Source organism: Nordella sp. HKS 07, assembly GCF_011046735.1.
Lineage (GTDB): Bacteria > Pseudomonadota > Alphaproteobacteria > Rhizobiales > Aestuariivirgaceae > Taklimakanibacter.
In genome coordinates, this window is record NZ_CP049258.1 from 262,343 (window position 1) to 281,099 (window position 18,757).

19 protein-coding genes are annotated in these 18,757 nt (G+C 61.7%); 4 read left to right on the forward strand and 15 right to left on the reverse strand.

The genetic code is table 11. The features are described 5' to 3' along the window. Positions 1–2: 2 nt before the first annotated feature. The gene (locus G5V57_RS01250) at positions 3–1,301 is read right to left on the reverse strand and encodes an ABC transporter substrate-binding protein (RefSeq protein WP_165165828.1); all 1,299 of its coding nucleotides are present in this window, start codon (positions 1,299–1,301) and stop codon (positions 3–5) included. 259 nt (positions 1,302–1,560) lie between these two features. Here G5V57_RS01250 and G5V57_RS01255 point away from each other — a divergent pair, with 259 nt between their 5' ends. The 3 genes from G5V57_RS01255 to G5V57_RS34740 are packed head-to-tail and all read left to right on the forward strand — an operon-like array spanning position 1,561 to position 3,041. Continuing rightward, the gene (locus tag G5V57_RS01255; protein WP_165165829.1) at positions 1,561–2,295 is read left to right on the forward strand and encodes a GntR family transcriptional regulator; all 735 of its coding nucleotides are present in this window, start codon (positions 1,561–1,563) and stop codon (positions 2,293–2,295) included. 4 nt (positions 2,296–2,299) lie between these two features. Beyond that, the gene (locus G5V57_RS34735; RefSeq protein ID WP_165165830.1) at positions 2,300–2,605 is read left to right on the forward strand and encodes an SIS domain-containing protein; all 306 of its coding nucleotides are present in this window, start codon (positions 2,300–2,302) and stop codon (positions 2,603–2,605) included. Continuing rightward, complete coding sequence (locus G5V57_RS34740) at positions 2,595–3,041, forward strand: sugar isomerase domain-containing protein (protein WP_165165831.1); 447 nt, start codon at positions 2,595–2,597, stop codon at positions 3,039–3,041. The genes G5V57_RS34735 and G5V57_RS34740 overlap by 11 nt, the downstream gene beginning before the upstream one ends. A 7-nt stretch (positions 3,042–3,048) precedes the next feature. On the opposite strand, the gene folB is transcribed toward G5V57_RS34740, so the two are convergent. From folB to G5V57_RS01335, 14 genes are all read right to left on the reverse strand, one after another. Then, positions 3,049–3,453 carry a dihydroneopterin aldolase gene (gene folB / locus G5V57_RS01270; protein ID WP_165165832.1) on the reverse strand — a complete coding sequence of 135 codons (405 nt, stop codon included), beginning with the start codon at positions 3,451–3,453 and terminating at the stop codon, positions 3,049–3,051. Between the two features lie 3 nt (positions 3,454–3,456). Then, a complete protein-coding gene (locus tag G5V57_RS01275) occupies positions 3,457–4,230 on the reverse strand; it encodes an SDR family oxidoreductase (protein WP_165165833.1) in 774 nt (257 codons plus the stop codon). A gap of 16 nt (positions 4,231–4,246) precedes the next feature. Next, positions 4,247–4,978 (reverse strand): hypothetical protein, encoded by a 732-nt coding sequence (locus tag G5V57_RS01280; protein ID WP_165165834.1) that lies wholly within the window; start codon positions 4,976–4,978, stop codon positions 4,247–4,249. Then, positions 4,975–7,125 carry an AAA family ATPase gene (locus tag G5V57_RS01285; RefSeq protein ID WP_165165835.1) on the reverse strand — a complete coding sequence of 717 codons (2,151 nt, stop codon included), beginning with the start codon at positions 7,123–7,125 and terminating at the stop codon, positions 4,975–4,977. The genes G5V57_RS01280 and G5V57_RS01285 overlap by 4 nt, the downstream gene beginning before the upstream one ends. Before the next feature lie 23 nt (positions 7,126–7,148). Beyond that, a complete protein-coding gene (locus G5V57_RS01290; RefSeq protein ID WP_165165836.1) occupies positions 7,149–8,831 on the reverse strand; it encodes a hypothetical protein in 1,683 nt (560 codons plus the stop codon). Positions 8,832–8,991: 160 nt separating this feature from the next. Beyond that, a complete protein-coding gene (locus tag G5V57_RS01295) occupies positions 8,992–9,354 on the reverse strand; it encodes a cupin domain-containing protein (protein ID WP_165165837.1) in 363 nt (120 codons plus the stop codon). 233 nt (positions 9,355–9,587) lie between these two features. Next, on the reverse strand, positions 9,588–11,291 hold the full coding sequence (locus G5V57_RS01300; RefSeq protein ID WP_165165838.1) for an ABC transporter ATP-binding protein: 1,704 nt from the start codon (positions 11,289–11,291) through the stop codon (positions 9,588–9,590). Beyond that, positions 11,278–12,198, reverse strand: coding sequence for an ABC transporter permease (locus tag G5V57_RS01305; RefSeq protein WP_246737482.1), 921 nt, complete (start codon positions 12,196–12,198; stop codon positions 11,278–11,280). Before G5V57_RS01305 ends, G5V57_RS01300 begins: the two co-directional genes overlap by 14 nt. 9 nt (positions 12,199–12,207) lie before the next feature. Beyond that, positions 12,208–13,158 (reverse strand): ABC transporter permease, encoded by a 951-nt coding sequence (locus G5V57_RS01310; RefSeq protein WP_165165839.1) that lies wholly within the window; start codon positions 13,156–13,158, stop codon positions 12,208–12,210. Between the two features lie 50 nt (positions 13,159–13,208). Continuing rightward, entirely contained in the window at positions 13,209–13,985 is a 777-nt protein-coding gene (locus tag G5V57_RS01315) for an alpha/beta fold hydrolase (protein ID WP_165165840.1), read from the reverse strand. A 9-nt stretch (positions 13,986–13,994) separates the two neighbouring features. Continuing rightward, entirely contained in the window at positions 13,995–14,243 is a 249-nt protein-coding gene (locus tag G5V57_RS01320) for a 4-oxalocrotonate tautomerase family protein (RefSeq protein WP_371744849.1), read from the reverse strand. Next, a complete protein-coding gene (locus G5V57_RS01325; protein ID WP_165165842.1) occupies positions 14,231–15,262 on the reverse strand; it encodes an LLM class flavin-dependent oxidoreductase in 1,032 nt (343 codons plus the stop codon). The genes G5V57_RS01320 and G5V57_RS01325 overlap by 13 nt, the downstream gene beginning before the upstream one ends. A gap of 4 nt (positions 15,263–15,266) precedes the next feature. Continuing rightward, positions 15,267–16,304 (reverse strand): flavin reductase family protein, encoded by a 1,038-nt coding sequence (locus tag G5V57_RS01330; RefSeq protein ID WP_165165843.1) that lies wholly within the window; start codon positions 16,302–16,304, stop codon positions 15,267–15,269. Positions 16,305–16,358: 54 nt separating this feature from the next. Continuing rightward, a complete protein-coding gene (locus G5V57_RS01335; protein ID WP_165165844.1) occupies positions 16,359–17,948 on the reverse strand; it encodes an ABC transporter substrate-binding protein in 1,590 nt (529 codons plus the stop codon). Between the two features lie 189 nt (positions 17,949–18,137). Here G5V57_RS01335 and G5V57_RS01340 point away from each other — a divergent pair, with 189 nt between their 5' ends. Further along, positions 18,138–18,755, forward strand: a complete 618-nt coding sequence (locus G5V57_RS01340; RefSeq protein WP_165165845.1) for a TetR/AcrR family transcriptional regulator — start codon at positions 18,138–18,140, stop codon at positions 18,753–18,755. Positions 18,756–18,757 lie beyond the last annotated feature (2 nt).

Below are 18,757 nucleotides of genomic sequence, written 5' to 3' on the forward strand. Positions count from 1 at the left end.
CGTCACGGCTTGCGCATGGACTTGACGCGGTCGTCGAGCCAGACAAGCGCGTCCTTGGGCGATTTCTCGCCGCCCGCCACATAGGCGGCGGCCTGGTAATAAGCCTCCGCGACTTCGACCGGATAGGTCGTGTCGGGCGGCGGCACCAGCGAGCTGGCGCTGTTGAGAAGATCGGCCATCGCCTTTGTCTTGGGATCGAGCTTGGCCTTCTCCATTGCGCCCTTCACCGGGCTGAAGCTGCCGGCTTCCGCCCATTTGACCTGGTTCTCGGGACTGGTGAAGAAGCGCAGGAAGGTAATCGCCTGCTGCGGATTCTGGCTCTTGGGGCTCACCGCGAAGCCGGTGAGCGTGCCGATGACGCTATCCTTCAGGGGATGCGCCGGGTCGATGAGCGGCGTGTTGAACTCGTCATAGTCGAAGTCCTTCTCGGCGAGTTCCGCCGCCGAGGAGACGAGCCACGAACCGATCGGATGCATGGCGGCAGCGCCCTGGAAGAAGGTGCTCATGGCCGGATCGGCGCCGAGACCGGCGATATCCTTGTTGAAGCCGCCGGCCTGGCGGATTTCGTCGATGAGCATCAGCGCCTTCTCGAAATCGGGCGTGTTGAAGGGCTTCTCGAGCCGGAAGGCCGCTTCATAGTCACCGGGCGGCACGACGCGCGAGGCAATATGGGATGCCCAGTTGCCGAGCGGCCAGAGTTCCTGGTTGCCGATGACGAAAGGCGTCTGATTGGCGCCGGCGAGCTTCTTGGTGAGATCGATGAGCTCGGCCCAGTTCGCGGGCGGCGTTACGCCGGCGTCCTTGAAGATCTGCTTGTTGTACCAGATGACATTGGTGACATCGAGCGTGATGGGCACCAGATAGGGCTTGCCGTCACTGAGCACGCCCATCTGCTGCGAGAAGGCGGGCGCGATGAAGCTGTCCTTCCAGCCGTCCGTGCCGAGCGCCTCTGAGAGATCCATGGCGAAGCCCTCGCGCGCGTCGCGCTGGATGGGAGCGCCCGCCCATTGGAAATAGATCTCGGGCGGCGAGGAGCTCTTGAGCTGGGTGATGAGGCCGGTGTCGGAATAGAGATCGTCGTCATAGACGATCTGTTTGATCTTGATGTCGGGATGCGCCGCTTCGAAGGCGGCGACAATGGCGTCGAAGACTTCCTTCTGCGCGCCACCCGTCATGGAATGGGTGATGCGCACCTCGGTAGGTGCCGCCGCCGACGGGAGTGACGCGCTGCCCCAGGCCGCCGCACTCAGGGCCAGGAGAGAGAAAGCACGGCGCGTCAACACGTTTGTCCTGAGCGGCATCACGACCTCCATTTTGGTATGTTTTTGGCATGGTATCGGACTGTTGGATAACCGTCCAGTGGGTGCGACGCCTTATCCATAAATAATCTCGAAAATTGAATCTGGACTTAAAATATTGATTTTACTACCATCACAAAATTACATTAGGTTAGAAATACATCTCATCATAACACCTCCTGCATGCACGCCAAATTCATACCAGTGTTGTCTTGCCCAGCCGGCCAGATTAAGGTGGCCCCCGAATCTCACTTAGGTGCCGATGACTGAAACCCACGAAATCCGCCGCCGTATGGACCGCCTGACGGGCCCCTTGGGCGTCCGCCTCGTGATGGCGATGACCTCGGCGATCGAGGATCGCACCCTGGGGCCCGGGCAGCCTCTGCCGGCGGAGCGTGACTTCGCGGCCGACCTCGGCGTCTCGCGCTCGACCTTGCGCCAGGGTCTGGAACAGCTGGCTAAGGACGGCTATGTGGCGACCCGGCCGGGTGCCGGCACCTTCGTCGCCCAGCGCATCCTGAAGCCCATCACCCGGCTTACGGGCTTCACCGACGACATGCTGAGCCGCGGCCTCAAGCCCTCCTCTCAAATCCTCGGCTGCAAGGTGATGCCGGTGCCGCCCGAGATTTCCTTTCGCACCGGTCTGCCGCTCGGCACCGAAGTGATGATGCTGACACGCTTGCGCCAGGCGGATGGCGAAGTGATGGGCTATGACCGCTCCATCTTCCCCGTCCAGGCCGTAGGCGCCGATTTCGACGGCACCGGCTCGCTTTATGCCCGCATGGACGCGCGAGGTGGACGGCCTCGCCGCATCCTACAGAGCCTCAAGGCCGCCGGTGCGCCGGAAGACATCGCCCGCCATCTGGGCGTGAAACCGGGCACCGCGGTGCTCGCGATCCACCGCATCGGATATGGCGTGCAAGGCAATGCGCTCGAGGACGCCATGAGCTGGTACCGGGGCGACCGCTATGAATATATTGCTGAAATAACAGGGTGACTTGATGACGACGCTGATCGACGAATATTGCGACAACATCACGGGGATGTTGAAGAAGCTTGTCGCCACGCAGCGCGGCGCCCTGGCGAGCGCCCAGGACTGGGTCGCGGAAGCGTTGGCGCAAGGAGGACTCGTCTATGTCACCGGCAGCGGCCATTCCCATATGATCGCCGAGGAAGTCTTTTACCGCGCCGGTGGGGCGGCGGCGGTGCAGGCGATCCTCGACCCTGCCCTCATGCTGCATCAGGGCGCCCAGCGCTCAACCGTCCTCGAAGCGGCTCGAGGGCTACGCCGAGATCGTGCTCGATGATTATCCGATCGGCCCGAAGGATGTCCTGTTCGTCGTCTCGAATTCGGGCCGCAACGCCTTTCCGATCGAGGCGGCGCTGCACGCCCGCGAGAAGGGCGCCAAGGTGATCGCCATCACCTCGGCCGACCATGCGGCGCGTGTCACTTCGCGCCATCAGAGCGGCAAGATGCTCGCCGATGTCGCAGACCTCGTCATCGACAATCAGGCGCCATATGGCGATGCCTGCCTCAGCATTCCCCATTCCGACAAGCGCATGGGCTCGACGTCGACGATCTCCGGCGCCTTTATCGTCAATGCGGTGATGGCGGGAGCCGTCGCCAATCTCAGCGGGCGCGGGATCTCCGTCGATGTCTACAGAAGCGCCAACTCGTCCGGCGAGGCGAAGGAGATGAGCGACATCATCGCCCGCTGGCGCCCGCGCATCCGCGGGCTGTAGGCGCGCTCTAATCCCGCAGCCTCTCGATCTCCACGCCGACGCTGCGGGCGTTGGGGATGATATGCGGCTTCTCGATGCGGACCCTGGCCGCCATTACGCGCTTGTCGCGCAGGCAGGCCGCGGCGATGAGCTCGGCCAGCGTCTCCGCCAGGCCTACATGGCCCGCCGCCACGATCTCCTCCACCTTGCGCACCACGATCTCATAGCTCACGACATTCTTGATGTCGTCGCTCAGGGGATCGTCTCCCTCCTTCACCGAAAGGTCGATATTGACCACGATCTTCTGCGGCGTGGTCTTTTCTTCAGGATAGATGCCGAGCAGCGCGTCCACTTTCAGGTCCTTGACGAAGACATGGCGCAGTCGCGCTTTTCCGCTCGCCACATGATGGGTGATCTTGGCTTCGTCGCTCATTGCCTATTCTTCCACTTCGGTGACATCACGGGTCTGCCATAAGAGATGCTGGCCGCCGTCGAGCACGATCATCTGGCCGGTCATCGCCGGCGCCGACAGAATGTATTTCACGGCGGCGGAGATCTCCTCGGGCGACGTGCCGCGCTTCAGAAGCGTGAGACGCGCCTGCCTGGCGAAATCCTGCTCGTCCATCCGCACATTGGGAAGCGCCGGCCCGGGCCCTATGGCATTGACGCGGATGCGGGGCGCGAGCGCCTGTGCGAGCGTTCTCGTTACCGTCCACAATGCCGATTTGCTTGCCGTGTAGGAGAAGAATTTGGGCGTCAACTTCCAGACGCGCTGGTCGATGATGTTGATGATGTTGCCTTGCGCGCCCGTCGGCAGCTGAGCCGCGAAATGCTGCGACAGGAAGACCGGCGCCCTCAGATTGGTATCGAGATGGGCCGCCCAGCTGTCGAGCGTCACCGACCCCGCCTCATCGGGCTCGAAGCGTGAGGCGTTGTTGACGAGGCAGGTCAAGGGTCCGAGCGCCTTCGTCGCCTCGGCGACCAGCCGCTCAGGCACCGACGCCTCGGCAAGATCGCCCTGGACGATGGCGCTTCGGCCACCCTCGGCCTCGATCCCAACTTTGAGCGTCGTCGCATCCTCCAGCGAGCTATTGCAGTGGATCGCGACAGCCCAGCCGTCGCGCGCGAGATCGAGGGCGATGCGCCGCCCGATCCGGCGCGCCGCGCCGGTGATCAGGACGGCGCCGGCAAAGTCGCGTCGTTCAGTCATGCGTAGTCAGGAACCTTCACGGCTGCTCGTTGAGCGGAGAGCACTCTGTCTGGAGCAGATCGGGATAGATGTCAAAGCCGCGCATCAGGAGCTTGATGCGCAGGCCATAGGAGGTGATCGTGCAGCGGCTGACCGCCACCGGCACCGAAGCCGCGACATAATCCGGGAAGAACAGGCCACGGCCGCTCAACAACGACCAGACTTCGTTGAAATTGCTGGCCCGGATACGGAAATACATGCTGTTCTGGTCGGTGCAGGGCAGCGCGTGGCAGCCTTGCACCGAATGCTCGTTCTCATGCGGCAGGATTTCCTGCGAATTGGTCAGATAGACGACTTCGCCCCGCTTGACGGTGGTGAGGAACAGGATGCCGTGAAAGAGGAAGACGACCGCCGGAATGAACAGGTACCAGGCGAAGACCGCAGACAAAGCGAGGAAGATGCCGCCACGTGTCTTGGAGAACTGCCGCTCCTGCCGCTCATCCTCGTAATAGACGGCCTTGTCCCACAGAAGCCGGTAGAGATGCCAGAGCCAGGAGACGGGCTTGAACAGGAGACGCGCGGCCGGTCTCACAATATGGGCATAGATCCAGCCCACGGCCTGCACGAACTGGAACAGAAACCTATGCAATGCGGTCAGATTGTATTGCGTACGCCCCGTCCACGAGCGCGAGTGCACTTTTGCCCGCTCATCCGCCCGTTCCTCGAGCTTCTTCTTAAGTGCTTCAACCTCGTCGCGCAGGTTGCTCATGTCTCTTTGATCTCGAAGGCCCGGTGCTTCGGATTGTAGGTCAGGTCGAGCGCGCCGCGCTTATCGCTCTCCAGGATCATATTGACGATGATCGGCTCGATATTCGCCTGGATGAAGCCCGGCAGGCCGCGCGCGCCGATCGCCGGGTCGTAGTGATCCTTGCAGAAGGCCTTGAGGTCGGCCTCGGGCACCGTGACCTTGATGCCCTCCTGCGTGTAGGTGCGGTCGATGCTGTCGAACTCGCGCCGCACGATCTTCTCGATGGAGGGTAGATCCAGCTTGCTGAAGCAGATGATGTTCTGGCGGCCGGCGAAGCGGTTGAGGAATTCCGAGCGATAGGTCTTCTCGATCTCCCGGATCGCCTCGGCATTCGCCTCCTTGGCGGTGAGCTTCGGATCGAGGAAATGCGGCTGGCCGATATTCGTCGTCATGACGATGATGGCGTCGGAGAAGGAGACGGTGCGCCCGACATTGTCGGTCAATCGCCCGTCCGACAGGATCTGCAGGAAGACGTTGAAGACGTCTGGATGCGCCTTCTCGATTTCATCGAAGAGCAGGATGCGCAGCGGGTTCTTCCGCATGGCATTGGTCAGGATGCCGCCCGCCTCGAAACCTTCGTAGCCGGGCGGCGCACCGATGAGCCGCGAGACGGCGTGCTTCTCCATGTATTCAGACATGTCGAAGCGGGTGAGCGCCTTCTCGTCGTCGAGCAGGCTCGCGGCCAGCGCCTTGGCGATCTCGGTCTTGCCGACACCCGAAGGTCCCAGGAACATGAAGGAGGCCTGCGGCTTATCCGCGTTGCGCCGACCCACCCGGGCGGTCTTGACCGCATTGGACAGCACGCGCACCACATGGTCCTGGCCGAAGATCCGCTTCTTGAGCTCGGCTTCGAGGTTGCGCAGCTTCTCTCGCTCATCCTCGTTGAGCTTGCTCACCGAAATGCCGGAGATCTGGCTGAATTCGCGCAGCACGATGTCGCGCGAGAGCTCGAGATGGTCGTTCAGCTGCTTGGTGAGGGCGTCGAAGGCCGCGCGGTTGGTCGCGATCTCGCTCTGAAACTTCCCGATGCGGTCGCGCAGGCCCCGCACCTCGTCGGATTCGATCCCGGCGCCAGTGGCGAGCCTGGCGAATTTGGCGATGCGGCCGGTGATTTCGCTCACCTGGTTTTCGGGCAATTTCCGTGCCTCCGCTTCGGAGGCCATCTGTTTGTCGAGTTCCTCCTCGAGCTCGAGCACGGCGATCTCACCGTCGCGCTGGCGCTTGTACAGCGACTTGATCCTCTCCTGGCTTTCCGACCAGCTCGCCTGCGCCTGTGCCATCGCGGCCTCTGCTTCGGCGATCTGCTGTGCGCTCTTGGCCAGCTTTCTGGCGGCTTCCGCCTCGGCGAGGCCATGCGCCTTGCGATGGGCGCCGAGCCTGTAGGTCGCGAGCGCCCGGTCGAGCAGTGACACGCTGCGCTCGGGCTGCGCCCGGCTCATGCCGGCATCACGCGAGCGGTATTTCGAGGTGAGCTCGATGGCGGTGCGGATGGCGCTCTCGGCGATCCTGATCCGGTGAAATTCATTCAGATGCTCGGCCCGCTCGCAGACGATCTCGAACAAGGCGTCGCCCTCGGGCTCCCCCAGGTCGACGAGCGTGAACAGCTCCCGCAAGTCCGAATGGCTCTTCAGGATGATGTCGAGATCTTCATCGCGCGCCTCGAGGATCACTTGCGTTTTCTTCGACTTGATGGCGAGACAGAGCGCGTTGATGAAATGCAGCGTGCCGATATTGCGCGCCGCCTCGATGAAGTCGCGCGTATCCTCGATGATCAGGACGGAATCCGGAGTGCGGTCGAGCGTGCCCATCACCCGCTGGAAGGAATCCCGGATGACGACCGGGTCGCCCGAGGAGAACAGCGCATCGGTGTCGAGCCAGAAGAAGCGCTTGTTGACGATGTCGAATGGCGCATCCGGATCGTGCTTGCTGGCTTGCAGGCCCATGCACAGGGCGGTGCAGCCGACCCCGCCCGGCCCCACCAGCAACACGGAATTTGCCATGTTGCGGACCAGGATCGAGGAGAGCTTCTTGAGCTCGCTGGCGCGTCCGACCAGGCGGAATTTCGGCGCCTTGGCCAGATAGTCTTCCCCTCGGGTGAGAAAACTCATCGCCCTCCTGCTCCCGCGTTTCTCTAATGCTGGCCCAGCTTGAAGGGTGACGGCGTGGCGCCTGAGACATCAGACTGGACGTCCACCCTTTGCGGGCGCCCCACATCGGCATGGACCGCGATCGCAACATGCACGTCGCCTTGCACATCCTCGGCGAGCTTCTTCAGTTCGTCGAGCTTGGCGCGCATGTCGGTGAGGCCTTCGCGCGTGATGCTGGTGGCAGCGCGCACCACCTCACCATAGGCGCCGAGATCGTCGATCGCCTTGGAGAGATCGCTGTTCTGCTCTTCGATGCCCATGGCGATGCGGATGCTTTCCTTCTGCGCCACCTTGTTGGTGTTGGCCGCCATCTGCTGCAGCGTGTCCTTGGCCATGGCCGACGCTTCGCCGAGTGCCGCCGAGGAGACCGCCTGAAGCACGACGCTCAGGCGGTCGGCGACGCCCGAAATGCCCTGGCTGTGCATGGCGCGCGCCTTGATCGTCTGCTGGTCGACCGCGTCCTTCATCGTCTTGATGCGGATGGCGCCCGAGGTCAGGTCGGCATAGGTCGCCATCGTGTCGGCGGCGGAGGCATCGAGCATGGTGATGTGCTGCTCCACCGCCATCTTCTTCTGCTCTCGCGCCATCTGCGCGATCATGTCCTCAGTGCCCTGAGCGGGTGGCTGCAGCGTGTCACGGGTCTTGAGATTAGCGTCGGCCGCCTCCTTGATCCCTTCATTCATGATGGCATAGACCGTGCCCATCATATTGTTGGCGTCGAACAGGTTCTCGACCTGATCGTTCATCTTGGACAGATGCTCGCGCACCGAGCCGACGCGTGTCTTCGCCGTGGTCACGAAATTCACCGCCGCATCGACCAGATCCTTCTGGCGCTGCTTGTGGTCGTCGGCGCTGATGTCGAGAAGCTCGCGCAGCTTCTTCTTCTGCTCCACATATTCACCGAGCTCGCTCTCCGTCGGCGTCTGCTCGTCCAGCTGATGGATCTCGTCCGAAAGAGTGTCGAGCGAGTCGACGACCCATTTCAGCTCTTCGTTCTTGCGCGCGATCGCGATGCGCGCCTCCTCCTTGACGCCCCCGAGGCCGAAGAAGCTGCGCTGCTCGCCCAGCGCCGCGATATCGGAATGGATGGCTTCGACCTTCGATTTGAGCTGGCCGAACTCCTGCTGCTTCTCCTCTTTGAGACGCAGAAGCTCCTCCTCACGCTTCCTGTCGCGCAGGATCTCCTGGAAGGCGTCGAGGGTGAGCCCGTTGGTGCGCAGCGTGTAGACCGCATCGATGATGTCGGTCAGCGGCTGCATTCTCTCGTCGAACTGGATCAACGAGCTGTTGAGATCGTCATAGACCTGTTTCAGCTCCGCGAAGGTACCGGTATCGGTGAGCCGGATGATCTCCTGCGCCATTTCCTCGCGCTGGCTCTGGAGATACTCCTTGAACAGCTCGAATTCCTTGATGCGCTCGCGGTTCTGCTCCTTCGTGCCTTCGAAGGTGAGAATCTTGGCGACTTCCGCCCGCTTCGCCTCGGGCTTGGTGTTCTCGGCAAACATCACCTTGAAGAAGCTGTTGGCCGCGATGTTGGCGAAGCGTGGATCGGCGCTGGCCTCGGTCTTGGCCGCCTTGCTCTCAGCCTGGCGCGCCCGCACGGCGGTGGTCAGGACATCGGAAACGTCAGTCTTCTGCTGAAGTTTAGGCTTCGCGGCGTCGGCCATCTGGTCCCCTCCTGACAGAATGTCGCAGGGTCACATATAGGGGGAAGTCCCATTCCGTCCAGTAAGGGCCACACAGAAATTTGTGTGGCACCGGTCCTTGCAGGGACCGGTGCCACCTCACAAATATTGTTGTTTCGGCGCACGCACCGCCCGATTGCCCTTACTTGGGCATCAGGATCACATAGTGCTTGCGCACTTTCTCGACCGTTTCCCAGGTCCCCTTGAAGCCGGCCGGAATGATGAAGCCGTCGCCCGCCTTGAGCGTCCACTTCTTGCCCTTGTCGCTGGTGAGAACGGCCTTGCCTTCGATGAAGTGGCAGAATTCCCACTCCTTGTAGGCGACCTTCACCTTGCCCGGCGTCGATTCCCAGATACCCGAATAGAGCCGGCCTTTCTCACCCTTGAAGTGGTTCCAGGTCTTGGTCTTGTACGGCCCTTTGATCAGCGAAGGTCCGCTGCCCTGCCCCTTCTCAACCTTCGGCGCCGCCTTGCCGGTGGTTTTCATGACGATGATGTCGGCCATTCTGATCTCCTCTTATTGGCTGATTCCTGAGTGTCATAGCCCAACTTCGCCGATTCGACCGCGTGCGGCGCGTTTTCCCCCGCAAGCGCCCACCAAGGTGGAGCACCGAGATAGTGGGAAACCCGCGCGCCCGAACTGGTCCTGACGCAAATACAGGGTAGATACAGCGAAATTCGAGAAAATGCCCATTTCGCTTCAGCATATCCCCGCCATCGCAAGACCTGACAGGGCCCTTAGCCCGTTAACTGCAGGCGCCGGGCCGAAAGGCATTCATCAGCCGTATTTGATTGGACATTCGCAGTCCGGTCCAGCTTTTGCCGCGCGACAAGCCCATCGAGCCAGGTGACATCGAGCTGGGGAACAGCGCTTAGGAGGGTTTCGGTGTAGTCGACATACGGGGGCGACATGATCTCCGAGCGACGTCCGGCCTCGACGATGCGGCCGTTCTTCATCACTACGATCTGGTCGGCCATCGCGGCCACGATCTTCAGATCATGCGTGATGAATATGTAGGTTGTGCCCGATCGCTCCTGAAGGCGGGCGAGCAGGTTTAACACGCCCTTCGCCACGAGCGGATCCAGACCGGAGGTGATCTCGTCGCAGATCACAAGGTCCGGTTCGGCCGCGAGCGCCCTTGCGATGCAAACCCGTTGCTTCTGGCCCCCCGACAGTTCCGATGGGAAACGATCAGCCAAGTCGCGAGCCAGCTCCACCTGTTCGAGCAGATCGCCGACACGTGCTCCAATTTCGGGGCCCTTCAGATTGTGATAGAGCTGGAGCGGCCGGCCGATGATCTCGGTTACCGTATGCCGGGGGTTCAGCGCGGTGTCCGGCGACTGGTAAATGAGTTGGATGCGACGAAGCGTATCGAGCTTTCGCATATCAAGGCGTTTCGCCAGGAGCGCGCCTTCGAAGACGACTTCGCCGTTCATCGACTTGAGAAGCCCGGTTATCGCACGTGCCAGCGTGGATTTGCCCGAACCCGACTCACCGACGATCGCGGTCGTGCGTCCCAAGGGCACGGATATGGAAACGTCGTGAAGTATCTGCTTGCGGCCGTAGAAGGCGGATACCGAATTCACCGTCAGGATCGGCGGCTTCCCCTCGCGTTCCGGGCGTTGTTCCGGATCGGCGGCGAGCAGACGCCTGGTGTAGTCCGCCTTCGCGCCGGAGATCATGGCCTTGGTTTCGCCCTCCTCGACCATGCCGCCATGCCTGAGCACGATGATCCGGTCGGCGATCTGCGCCACCACAGGAAGGTCGTGGGTGATATAGAGGGCGGCGGTGCCCAGCGCCCGCACCGCATTGCGGATGGCGAGCAATACGCCAACCTGCGTTGTGACGTCGAGTGCGGTGGTCGGTTCGTCGAAGACGACGAGGTCGGGATCGCCCGCCATCGCCATCGCAATCATCGCGCGCTGGAGCTGGCCGCCGGAGACCTGGTGTGGATAGCGGTTCCCGAAGGACTTGGGATCGGGCATGCCGAGAAGCTCATACAGCTGCTCGGCCTTTCGCCTCGCCACCTCGCGATTCACGCTTCCGTGGCATGTGAAGACTTCCACGAACTGATCAATCAGACGGTGCGCCGGATTGAAAAAAGCTGCCGCCGACTGCGCCACATAGGATATCTTGATGCCCCTGAGCGCACGTAGTGGTCCGCTCGGCATGGTGAGCAGGTCCTGGCCATCATAGAGAACACGCCCGCCGCTGAATCGGCATCCGGGCCTCGCATAGCCGAGAGCCGCGAGGCCGATCGTCGATTTGCCGGCTCCCGATTCGCCGATGAGGCCGATGACCTCGCCGCGGTTGAGCGTGAAGCTCACTCCCCTGACGATCTCGCGCCATTCGCCGGAGCTCTCGCCCTCTATGCGCAAGCCGTCGACGACAAGCAACGGACTGTCAGCTTGCCGTTTCTTGTCGAAGTTACTTCTGATCATTGCGAAGCCCGCTCGATAGGTCGAGGAACCAGTCAACGACGTAGTTGACGCCCACCGTCAGGATCGCGATCGCGGCCGCAGGAAGCAGTGGCGTGATGTCGCCGTAGGTTATGAGGGTTGCGTTGTCGCGCACCATCGATCCCCAGTCGGCGCTCGGCGGCTGGATGCCGAGACCGAGGAAGCTGAGCGCGCTGATCAGCAGGAACACGAAGCAGAAGCGAAGCTCGAACTCGGCGACCAGAGGCGCCATGATGTTCGGCAAGATTTCCCTGCGGATGATCCACCAGCGCCGTTCCCCACGCAACTTCGCGGCCTCGATGAATTCCATCACCGCGACGTTCATGCCGAGCGCCCGTGACAGGCGATAGACGCGTGTCGCGTCGAGCGCGGCTATCACCGCGATGAGAAGAGGAATGGACATGCCGAAGATCGTGAGCAGGAACATGGCGAAGATCAGTTGCGGAATGGCCATGAGGACATCGACAAAGCGAGACAGGATGTGGTCGATCCAGCCGCCGGCCGCTGAGGAAAGGAGACCCAGCAGGCCTCCGATCAGAAAAGCCAGGATCGTGGACAAGAAGGCGATTCCGATCGTGTTCCTCGCACCATAGATCAGACGGCTCAGCATGTCGCGGCCGAGGTTGTCGGTGCCGAGAAGGAACTGCGCTCCCCAAGGCTCAAACTCCCTGGCGACGATCTGGCCTTCTTTGAATGGAGCCAGGAACGGAGCGAACACGGCGACCGAGACGTAGAGCGCGATCACCAGAAGTCCAAGCTTGGCGCTCCATGGCGCCTTTGACAGAGCCGATAGCCAGCGCCGAAGCTTGCGATTCTGCTGGACGGCGGCCTGTGCGACATTTCTTGCGCGCGTCGCCGGCTCCTTGAATGACATTCCAAGTTCTTCCATCGACGCTCCTCAACGGTGCAGCAGACGCGGGTTGGTCACTGTGGCCAACACATCGGCGAGAATGTTCAACGTGATGTAAGTCGTCGCGAAGATCAGGCTGCATGCCTGCACGACCGGAATGTCCCGCTTCGCCACGCTGTCGACCATCAATTGGCCAAGGCCCGGATAGACGAAGACGACTTCGACAACGACCACGCCGACGATCAGGTAGGCGAGGTTTATGAGAACTACGTTGATGATGGGCGCAAGCGCGTTCGGCAGCGCATGGCGCGTCATGATGCGGAGACGGCCTGCCCCCTTGAGCTTCGCCATCTCGATGTACGGGCTGGACAGCACCCCGAGAAGCGCGGCTCGCGTCATCCGCATCATATGGGCGACGACCACCAGAGTGAGCGTCAGAGCCGGAAGGAACATGCTTTGCAGCCACTGAGGAAACGACGTAACGTCGACCCGTGCGAGGCTCGGAAACCAGCCCAACTGCACCGAGAAGAACAGGATCAGGATGTAGGCTACGAAGAACTCGGGGAAGGAAATCGAGGTAAGCGCCGCCAGGTTGGCACCGCGGTCGAATTTTCCGTTCCGGAACAGCGCCGTAGCGATGCCCAAAACGATCGCCAAAGGCACCGACATGGCCGCTGCGAGAGCCGCCAGCGAAAGCGTGTTCATAAGGCGCAGCGAGACCAGCTCGGCTATCGGTCGGTTGTTGGCGAGCGAAACGCCAAGATCGCCCTGCGCGATGCTCGACAGCCACGCCAGATAGCGCTGCACCACGGGCAGGTCGAGGCCGAGCCGCTCGCGGAAGGCGGCGATCGTCTCGGGTGTTGCCGACTGCCCGAGAATCTCGGTTGCGATGTCTCCCGGCAGCGCCGACACGCCCAGGAAAATGATCAGCGAGACAAGCCAAAGGGTGATGATGCCCGAGGCGATTCTCGTCGCGATGAGTTTGGCGATCGTGTTCATGTTATCGGCCGGGACGCGGCGCGCTGCAAGCGCGCCGCGATACGGATGGGTTATCCAATGCGTTCGAGGAAGGCCTTGACCGGCGGGGCGACCCGCTCGGTGGCCTCGATCAGGATCGCGTGCTTGAGGCCGTCGAGGATGACCAGCTCCGAATCCGGGAGCGCCGCGGCGATCTGTTTGTTGAGGCGGGGATTACAGCCTCCATCCAGTTCGCCGGTGAGCACCAGGGACGGCGCCGTCACTTCGTGCAGCCAGGGCTCCATCTCCGTCTCCGCGTAGATGTCGAAGACATTGAGGAAGACGTCCGGATTGGTCTCCATGACCTGGCGCTTGCGCCATTCAATGACGTCTGGCCGCGCCGCCGCGAATTCGTCGGTGAACCAGCGTGCAGTCAGAGTGTCGAGCACCTGGCCGATACCCTTCTCGCGCATCGCGGCGACGACCGCCTTGACCTTGGCGCTGTCGTCCTCCGTGCGGAAGGCGGCCGTCGAATAGAGGCCGAGCGACAGGACACGATCAGGGTATCGCCGGGCGTAGGCCGGACCAATCATGCCACCGAGCGAGTGGCCAGCGAAATGCGCCTTTTCTATACTGAGCTTCGCGCGCAGCGCCTCGAGATCATCGACCAGCTCATCAAGGCCAAACCGGCTCCCCGGCAACGGCGACTCGCCATGGCCGCGGAGGTCGTAGGCGACGCAGGTGAAGTCGCCCTTCAAATGCTCGGTCAGCTTGCTCCAGGCGGTCTTTCGGGCGCCAATGCCGTGGATGAAGAACAGGGCGGGCCCCTTCCCCTCGACGGTATAGGCGCAATCAATCGCATTACCCATGGCGGCGCCTCACTTGCTCGGTTGCGCCCGCTGGTCGGGATAGAGATCGGAGCAGAGTTCGCCGCCGATCGACCAGTTCGACTTGTCGGTATCCTCGAAAATGATCCAGACCGATTGGGGCTTGCCGCCACAGACCTGGACATACCCGTCGGTCAGGACCTTCGCGAGCTGGCGCTTCTGTTCGACCGTGCGCCCCTTGAACATGTCAACCTTGATAACTGGCATTCGACTTCCCTTTGTCTTGATTAAGCAACGAATTTCCGGCGCGCGTCCGTGAAGTGCGGCATCACCTGCACGGCGAAGCGCTCCATCATGTCCAGCGTGTCGGACTGACTCTGGCCGAAGTTGGAGGTCATGATGACCTCGTCGATCCCGGCCTCCACATAGGTGCCGAGTCGGTCAACCATCTCCCCGGCTTCACAGATCAGCAGACTGCGCCCCAGTTCCTCTATCGTCTGTTTGCGCGGAATCGCCTTGATAAGCCCTTTCTCGACGATTCCCGGCCCACTCCAGACATTATCGAAACGGCTGTAGTAGTCGTGAGCACGCTCGAGCTTTTCCCGGGCGTCCGCCGCGTTCTTCGCGAGGAACACACCACGCTGGAGCGACAAGCGGTTCGCGGCATTCTTGTCTCCCTCGGCCTTGCCGCGGTGGAAAGCTCTCGTCTGTTCCAGAAGAACCTCGTGGGACGCGCCGAGCGGCGTCGTCTGCACATGGTAGCCCTTCTTCGCCGTATGGTAGATGCCTTCGGGCACCATGACGGCCAGCATGAGCTCGACCGGCCGTTCAGGTCGCGGCATGACGGTGATTGGCTCGAACTTGTAGAACTCGCCGTCCCAGGACACGTCCTCGCGGGTGAGAAGCGCCTCCAGAACAGCGAACGATTCCGCGAATTTTCGCTTGAGCTCGGTCATCGGCACTCCCAGCCGTTCGATCTCATAGGCGAAGGCTCCGCGGCCCACGCCAAGCACAAGCCTTTCCTCGCAGAGGATAGCGGCCTGCACCACCTCGCCCGCAAAGACTCGCATGTCGCGGATCGGCAGGACAGCGATGGACGTGACGATCTCGATCGACTTCGTCACCGAAGCGACCTTTACGGCCATCTGCAGCGGCGAAGGCACCAGCAGAATATTGATCAGATGGTGCTCGGGAATCGAGATCCCGCGGTACCCGCATGTGTCGGCCTGCACCGCCTGCTCGACCATATCCTTGTAAAGGCGGGTACCGCCGTAGGCGGGGTCGGGCAGATAACTGGACAGGAAATGGTTGAAGTGCATCTTTTCAGAATCCTTGTCGTGTTGCGGAGTAGGTCGGCGTGGCCGACGGTTCGGGAAGCCATTGGGTCCAATGCATTGCCTTTCCGCCGAGCGGTGACACGCGGCCACCATCTGACGTGTCGTAGTAGAGACCAAAACAGCCGGCGGCGCGCTCGCGGAAGAACCTTTGGAGCAAGCCTTCGCTCATCGCGCCCCGCACCAGCTTCCAGGGCTCGTCGGCCTCGCCGAAGTAACCGACCTCGACTCCCTCCTCCGGGGCCTGCCGCAGGTCGGCCCTGGCGCTCTCCATCGAGAAGATCAGGGTCATGTGGCGGTCACCCAATTCCTGGAAAAGGGAGTACAGGAAGGACGACTGAGCGGAGGCGCCGAGCCTGGTGAAGAGGTCTTCAAGCAGCTTGCTGTGCGGCTCCCCCTGCGCGGCCGCCCTCCGGGGTATCTCCCAGTGAGGAGAACCTGGCCGCCGGCAGAGCAGGACCTGACCGTCGACGTCGAGCAGTCCGCCAACTACAAGCGGAGAAGACAACCGCTCGAGCTGGCGCTCCACGAGACCAAAGGAGACATATCCGCCCTTGAAGAAGCCCAAGGGCAGCCCGGCACCCGTGGTGAACTTGGTCACATTGCCCAGGAGAATGACGTGATCGCCCGCGTCGATCAGCTCATGGCGTGAGCAGAGCATCACCGCGAGAGCCCCGTTGACATAGGGGGAGCCGTCGACGGCAAGCAACCGCAGGGCCTCCTCCTTCGCCGCGCTTCGCGTCGCGAACACGCTCGATAACTCGCGCTGCCAGTCGCCCAGAATGCTGACGCTGAACTCAGGTACCGTCGAGAAGACGTCGTAGCTCAACGACGCCTTGGCGAGGCACACCAGGATCAGCGGTGGATCAAGGGAAACCGACGTGAACGAGTTCGCCGTAAATGCGCGAGTCGATCCATCCGCGGCCCTGGCAGCGACAGCGGTCACGCCCGTCATGAACGAACCGAGCATGTCTCGGAACGCACGCCGATCGCAATCGGCGGCGGTCTGCCACACGATCTCGGGCATCTTTCATCTCCATGATAAATGAGCGTAGCGCGCCGGGCGCGCTACGCTGTCGGTTCAGGCGATCCACCAGCGCTCGATCGCCTTCATGCCGTCGAGCGGCAGGTCGGCGTTCTGCCTTTCCGGCGTGCGCACATTCTCGGCCATCGCGTTGACGTAGTTCATGAACATCGGCACGATCGTTGCGCCGTCCTCGTTCAGGACCCTCTGCATCTCGCCATACATCTCCTTCCGCTTCGCCTCGTCCTTTTCAGGACGGGCTTCCAAGAGAAGCGTGTTGAAGCGCTCATTATCCCACCGGGTGTCGCCGAAGGATGCGCCCCTGGCGTAGATCATCGAGAACACCGCGTCCGGTGTCGAGCGGCCCGTCCAGTAGGTGGTGCAGAAAGGTTTCTTTGCCCAGACGTTCGACCAATATCCATCGTTCGGCTCGCGCACGACGTTGATGTCGATGCCCGCCGCCGCCGCGGTTTCCCTGAACAGCACGGCCGCGTCCACGGCCGTCGCGAATGCGGCTTCGGAAGCGCTGAGATCGACCTTGAGACTGTCCATCCCGGCCTTCTTCAGATAGGCCTTCGCCTTATCCGAGTCGTAGGTCCGTTGTTCAAGAGAGGCGTCGAAATACTTCTGGCTTGCCGGGATCGGATGATCGTTACCGACGGTGCCGTGTCCGTTCAGCAGCATATCCACCCACTTCTGGCGATCAATGGCGTATTTGAGAGCGCGCCGGACGTTGACGTCGCCGAATGGCTTCGCGTCGACGATCATCGGAAGAGTGGCATGCTGGTAGCCCTTCACCTCGTCGATCCTCAGCTTGCCCTGACGCTTGAGCAGATTGATGGTCTTGAGGTCGACGCGGTTTATGCACTTGACCTGGCCGGTGACCAGGGCGTTCTGGCGGGCGGTGACGTCGTTGATCGCCAACACCTCCACTGCGTCGACATGGGCCCGGCCGCTCTTCCAGTAATTGGCAAAACGTGTTGCAGCCGCCGATACGCCAGGCTCGAACTTTTCGAGCTTGTAGCCTCCGGTACCCACACCCGACGCCCAGTCGACGGTGCCGTCGGCATTCGCCGGCATGATGGCGACATGGTAGTCACTCAGCAGAACCGCGAGATCCGCGTTGCCCGACTGCAGCGTGATTTTGACGGCATCTGTGCCGTCGGCAGTAACGTCTGCGATCTGCGAGAAGATGCTCTTCACAAGCGACGTCGTCTTCTCGCCGCGGTGATGGTTGATCGATGCGATCACGTCATCGACGCCGAGCGTCTTGCCGTTGTGGAACTCGACACCCTTCCTGATACGGAAGATCCAGGTCTTGGAGTCCGCCGTGGATTCCCAGCTCTCCGCGAGTTCAGCGACCGGGTTTCCGTCAGGGTCGAGTTCGATCAGATTATTTCTCAGGCCCCCATAGCTCAACGATATCATGAAGTCGTCCCAGGCGAGGCCCGGATCGAGGCTGTCACTCGTGTTGGCGCCCGCAAGACCCATGGTCAGCGTACCGCCCCTCACCGCCTCCTCGGCCGCCAGCGCCGGAAATCCGAACGCTCCTCCGAGCGCCACTCCTGCGCCCAGCGTCATCATTCCCTTGAGCGCTGATCGCCTCGTCAAAGCGAGACGAAACGCCTCCCCGTTCCCATTATTCATATTGCGTTTCCAGACTTGTTAGTGTGATTGTCGATAGTTTTGTACAGATGTACTATTTGTTGTACAAACGACCAATTCACGTTGTCAACGGTTTTCGCCGGCCAGATTGTGGACGGCCCGACGGAACGGTTTGAATTCGGCAATAGACCAGCTATGTCTTTGAAATTGGCCCCATCTGGAAGAAAAGTCTTGGTCAGGAAAAGAAGGGGAACCCGCGCTTATCTTTCGGCAGAGGACAGGCGCGCCGAAATCGTCGAAGCGGCATTCAAGTGCCTCCAGGAGTTCGGCTACGCCAAGCTCACGGCCCGCAAGATCGCCGAGACGTCCGGCATATCGCTCGGCCACATCACCTATAACTTCAAAGACATGAACGAGGTCCTCGTCGAGACATACAGATACGCCTCACGTACCCTGTACGAGGCGACCATGGAGAATCTCGGCAAAGCGCCAGAGACCTCGATGGCTCGGCTGCGGGCTTTCCTTCGCGCCGGCTTCACGCCGAGCATCCTGAAGAAGGACTATATCCGTGTCCGTGTCGATCTCTGGTCAGCCGCGCTCTCTCACGAAGAGATCTCAAACACGGAACTTGTCCTTTACCAGCGCTACCGGGAGCACCTCGCGCTGATCCTGTCGACGATCGCGGCCGAGCGCGGCCGCAGTGTAGATGAGGTTCCCCTCCTTACCGACACCATTATGGCGACGCTGGACGGCCTCTGGCTCGACTGGGAACGGCGTCAGAGCCAGGAAGCGGTCGACAATGGCCTCGAAGGCTGTATCCGTCTTGTCGAGGCGGTCCTTCCGGCCTGACA

What these genes read in the sequence shown, in the direction of transcription:
- G5V57_RS01300 (WP_165165838.1), bottom strand. Translation starts at nt 11,291, where the DNA reads ATGATCAGAAGTAACTTCGACAAGAAACGGCAAGCTGACAGTCCGTTG.
- G5V57_RS01315 (WP_165165840.1), bottom strand. Translation starts at nt 13,985, where the DNA reads ATGGGTAATGCGATTGATTGCGCCTATACCGTCGAGGGGAAGGGGCCC.
- G5V57_RS01280 (WP_165165834.1), bottom strand. Translation starts at nt 4,978, where the DNA reads ATGAGCAACCTGCGCGACGAGGTTGAAGCACTTAAGAAGAAGCTCGAG.
- G5V57_RS01305 (WP_246737482.1), bottom strand. Translation starts at nt 12,198, where the DNA reads ATGGAAGAACTTGGAATGTCATTCAAGGAGCCGGCGACGCGCGCAAGA.
- G5V57_RS01285 (WP_165165835.1), bottom strand. Translation starts at nt 7,125, where the DNA reads ATGAGTTTTCTCACCCGAGGGGAAGACTATCTGGCCAAGGCGCCGAAA.
- G5V57_RS01275 (WP_165165833.1), bottom strand. Translation starts at nt 4,230, where the DNA reads ATGACTGAACGACGCGACTTTGCCGGCGCCGTCCTGATCACCGGCGCG.
- G5V57_RS01250 (WP_165165828.1), bottom strand. Translation starts at nt 1,301, where the DNA reads ATGCCGCTCAGGACAAACGTGTTGACGCGCCGTGCTTTCTCTCTCCTG.
- G5V57_RS01325 (WP_165165842.1), bottom strand. Translation starts at nt 15,262, where the DNA reads ATGCACTTCAACCATTTCCTGTCCAGTTATCTGCCCGACCCCGCCTAC.
- G5V57_RS01255 (WP_165165829.1), top strand. Translation starts at nt 1,561, where the DNA reads ATGACTGAAACCCACGAAATCCGCCGCCGTATGGACCGCCTGACGGGC.
- G5V57_RS01295 (WP_165165837.1), bottom strand. Translation starts at nt 9,354, where the DNA reads ATGGCCGACATCATCGTCATGAAAACCACCGGCAAGGCGGCGCCGAAG.
- G5V57_RS01290 (WP_165165836.1), bottom strand. Translation starts at nt 8,831, where the DNA reads ATGGCCGACGCCGCGAAGCCTAAACTTCAGCAGAAGACTGACGTTTCC.
- G5V57_RS01335 (WP_165165844.1), bottom strand. Translation starts at nt 17,948, where the DNA reads ATGAATAATGGGAACGGGGAGGCGTTTCGTCTCGCTTTGACGAGGCGA.
- G5V57_RS01310 (WP_165165839.1), bottom strand. Translation starts at nt 13,158, where the DNA reads ATGAACACGATCGCCAAACTCATCGCGACGAGAATCGCCTCGGGCATC.
- folB (WP_165165832.1), bottom strand. Translation starts at nt 3,453, where the DNA reads ATGAGCGACGAAGCCAAGATCACCCATCATGTGGCGAGCGGAAAAGCG.
- G5V57_RS01330 (WP_165165843.1), bottom strand. Translation starts at nt 16,304, where the DNA reads ATGCCCGAGATCGTGTGGCAGACCGCCGCCGATTGCGATCGGCGTGCG.
- G5V57_RS34735 (WP_165165830.1), top strand. Translation starts at nt 2,300, where the DNA reads ATGACGACGCTGATCGACGAATATTGCGACAACATCACGGGGATGTTG.